Source organism: Aneurinibacillus sp. UBA3580 (assembly GCF_002375825.1).
Lineage (GTDB): Bacteria > Bacillota > Bacilli > Aneurinibacillales > Aneurinibacillaceae > Aneurinibacillus > Aneurinibacillus danicus.
In genome coordinates, this window is sequence record NZ_DFMZ01000061.1 from 1 (window position 1) to 3,099 (window position 3,099).

Sequence of the window (3,099 nt, forward strand, 5' to 3'; positions counted from 1 at the left end):
GCAGGAATACAGGCGCCTGATCAACCCACGCCTGATTGCCGACCAATTCGGCAATCTTCTTTTTCTTAACCGGGTCTTTCACGCAGATGACCGTTACATGCTGTCCGTTAATGGAAGTGGGCGCAGCCTGCACTGCATCCATAATGGCGTTCAACTGTTCATCGTTCACCGGTTCGTTTGTATAGCTACGAATGGAACGATGATTGGTCATCACTTTTAGTACGTCATTCATACTGCCTCGCCTTCCTTTCCTCTTGCAATGTATAAAACCATACTAAATAACACAACTTACATTAGTCAAGGTGCGAACTTTTTGTAACCGATTAAAAATGGCGCCTGCAAACTCTTTCGCAGGCGCCGTCCCTATTATACCCATTCCATATTAGATAAAATTCTATTCATAAAACTGCCAATCCTTCCACTTTTGGTTCTACATTAGATAACGCAGGTAAACATAAACCGTCGAAATGATAATGGACAAAATCATCAGCGGAAAGCCCACCATCATAAATGTAACAAACGAAATATGATGACCTTCTTTCGCCGCCATCCCTGCCACGATGACATTCGCGCTTGCACCGATTAGCGTACCGTTACCGCCCAGACATGCGCCAAGCGCCAGGGACCACCAGAGCGGTTCTAAGTCAGAAATGCCGATCTTGCCCATCTCCTGAATCATCGGAATCATCGTCGCAACGAACGGAATATTATCAACAAACGCAGACGCGATAGCGCTCATCCAAAGGATTAACATGGCTGTTGCTGTTACATCGCCGTCCGTCAACTCAATAGCCTGTTGCGCAAGCTTGGCGATAACGCCCGTTTCCACCAATCCTGATACCAGCACGAACAAACCGACAAAGAAAAAGATTGTTGTCCACTCCACGCGGGTCAACGCTTCTTCAAGATAATGCTCACCTGTAATAAGCAACAGCAGGAAAGCCCCCGTCAGCGCCACGGTCGCCGACTCAATATGCAACGCCTGATGGGCGAAGAACCCACCAATGGTCAGCGCCAAAATTACCAGACACTTCTTCAACAACGTCGGGTCGGAAAGTTCGTCTTCCGCACTCATATGCATCAATTCTTGCTTCAGTTCCGGTGTCGTCTTTAACTGCTTGCGGTACCAGACGGCGAGAATGCCAACGGTAACCAGCAAAATAACAATGACAACCGGTGTAAGATTAATAATAAAAGCGGCGAACGTTAATTCTTTGACTGCGCTTCCAATCATAATGTTCGGCGGATCACCAATTAATGTAGCCGTACCTCCGATATTGGACGTAAATACCTGCGTCAGCAAATACGGCAGGGGCGATACACGCAATTGGCGCGTAATACTGAATGTTACCGGTACCATCAAGAGAACCGTTGTAACATTGTCAAGGAAAGCGGACGCCGTAGCGGTAATGAGTCCTAGCGCTACAAGAATGCGCACCGGATCCCCCTTTGCTTTCTTGGCCGCCCAAATCGCTATATACTTAAAAAGGCCGGTCTGCGCAGTAATCGTTACAATGATCATCATGCCTGTCAGCAGTCCCAGCGTATTGAAGTCGACATGATGCAGGGCCGTTTCCTGATCGACAATTCCGAATACAATCATCAGCGCCGCACCGAGCATTGCCACAACGGTACGGTGGATTTTTTCCGAGATGATGAGCGCATACGTAAGTAAGAAAATAACGATGGCGTAAATCGCTTGCTGTTCCATATGTCCCTCCTAAACCCCGATGAAAACCTTAAATTATAACCAGGTACTTATTATACTCTATATAAAGCCCGGAATAAATGCGTTTATTTTACAAAAGCGTTATGATTGCAAAAAAAAAGAACAGTCTATATTATCTAACGAATGTTCTCGGCCGAATCTTTTTTCATATTTTGTTCGCAAATTATAGTATAGTAAAAAATAGGCTTTTATTTTTTATCATTGTCGGAGGGATAGTATGGAGCAAATCAGTATAGAGATGCTGCTGTTTCTTATGGCGGCCGGCTTTCTCGCATCATTTATCGATTCGGTCGTCGGCGGCGGAGGCTTGATTTCGATTCCGGCGCTGCTGTTAACGGGGCTTCCGTCTACGGTCGTGCTCGGAACCAACAAGCTGGCAAGCACGATGTCTTCGTGCACGAGCACAATTTCATTTATCCGTTCGGGCAAAGTGAATGTCCGAATGGTAGCGTGGCTGTTCCCGCTTTCGCTTATCGGATCTGCGGCGGGCGCATATACGGTAACGAAGATTCCACCCGAATTCCTTAAGCCGCTCGTTGTCGTTCTGTTAATTCTGGTGACGATTTATACACTCATAAAGAAAAATTGGGGCAGCGAGTCTACCTACAAAGGCGTAACCAAGCGTATTGTGTTCTTCGCGGTTATGACAGCGCTTGTTATCGGGTTTTATGACGGATTTTTCGGACCCGGCACAGGCTCGTTCCTTTTATTCGCTTTTTTGCTGATGGGATTTGATTTCGTCGGATCGGCGGGCAATGCGAAAGTGCTTAATTTCGCAAGTAATATCGCCGGGCTGGCTATGTTTGCAGCTCTCGGATCGGTGAATTATGAATACGGCATCCTAATGGGCATCGCCATGATCGCGGGCGCTATCCTCGGTTCACGGATCGCCATCCGCAAAGGGGCCAGCTACGTAAAACCTCTGTTTATCAGCGTGACCGCCCTGTTGATCGGCAAACAGCTCTGGGATATGCTGCACTAAAAATGCACGTACTGCTCAAATAATAACGGAGCTTCCAGCAGAATAGGCTGATTCTGATTATAAATCATATCAAACTGTGCGAGCGGTACCGGATTGACGCCTATCCCCACTTCAATCGTATACCCAGGACGGCGGTACTGCTGAATGAACCAATCTTTATAGCCTGCGAAACTGTCCGCCGTATGTATGGGTGTATACGTACTTACCGTCTGCATCCTGCGGACAATTTCCTCGCTGCCCTTGGGCTCCATATGTTGAAAACCCCAGAAAATTTCCTGTCCTTGTGCATGGTACGCCAGTACTCCAAGAAAATTCCGCTCGTTTGTAAATTCGTAAACCGCCTGCGCTTCCGGCTCAGACAACGGATGCCGGCCGCCATAATGGCGGG

4 protein-coding genes are annotated in these 3,099 nt (G+C 47.4%); 1 reads left to right on the forward strand and 3 read right to left on the reverse strand.

The window, feature by feature from the left end:
- Together B2899_RS09875 and B2899_RS09880 are read right to left on the reverse strand one after the other, a co-directional pair.
- A partial coding sequence (locus tag B2899_RS09875; RefSeq protein WP_286885462.1) for a nitroreductase family protein occupies nucleotides 1-232 on the reverse strand: 232 nt, incomplete at its 3' end.
- A gap of 198 nt (nucleotides 233-430) precedes the next feature.
- Entirely contained in the window at nucleotides 431-1,711 is a 1,281-nt protein-coding gene (locus B2899_RS09880) for an SLC13 family permease (RefSeq protein WP_146809897.1), read from the reverse strand.
- Between the two features lie 235 nt (nucleotides 1,712-1,946).
- On the opposite strand from B2899_RS09880, the gene B2899_RS09885 reads away from it, so the two are divergent.
- Entirely contained in the window at nucleotides 1,947-2,711 is a 765-nt protein-coding gene (locus B2899_RS09885) for a TSUP family transporter (RefSeq protein ID WP_146809898.1), read from the forward strand.
- Here B2899_RS09885 and B2899_RS09890 read toward each other — a convergent pair.
- On the reverse strand, nucleotides 2,708-3,099 hold a 392-nt coding region (locus B2899_RS09890; protein WP_286885464.1), incomplete at its 5' end, for a M14 family zinc carboxypeptidase. The genes B2899_RS09885 and B2899_RS09890 overlap by 4 nt on opposite strands.

Excerpts from the sequence above, each read along its gene's own strand:
- B2899_RS09880 (WP_146809897.1), bottom strand. The coding sequence starts at position 1,711 with ATGGAACAGCAAGCGATTTACGCCATCGTTATTTTCTTACTTACGTAT.
- B2899_RS09885 (WP_146809898.1), top strand. The coding sequence starts at position 1,947 with ATGGAGCAAATCAGTATAGAGATGCTGCTGTTTCTTATGGCGGCCGGC.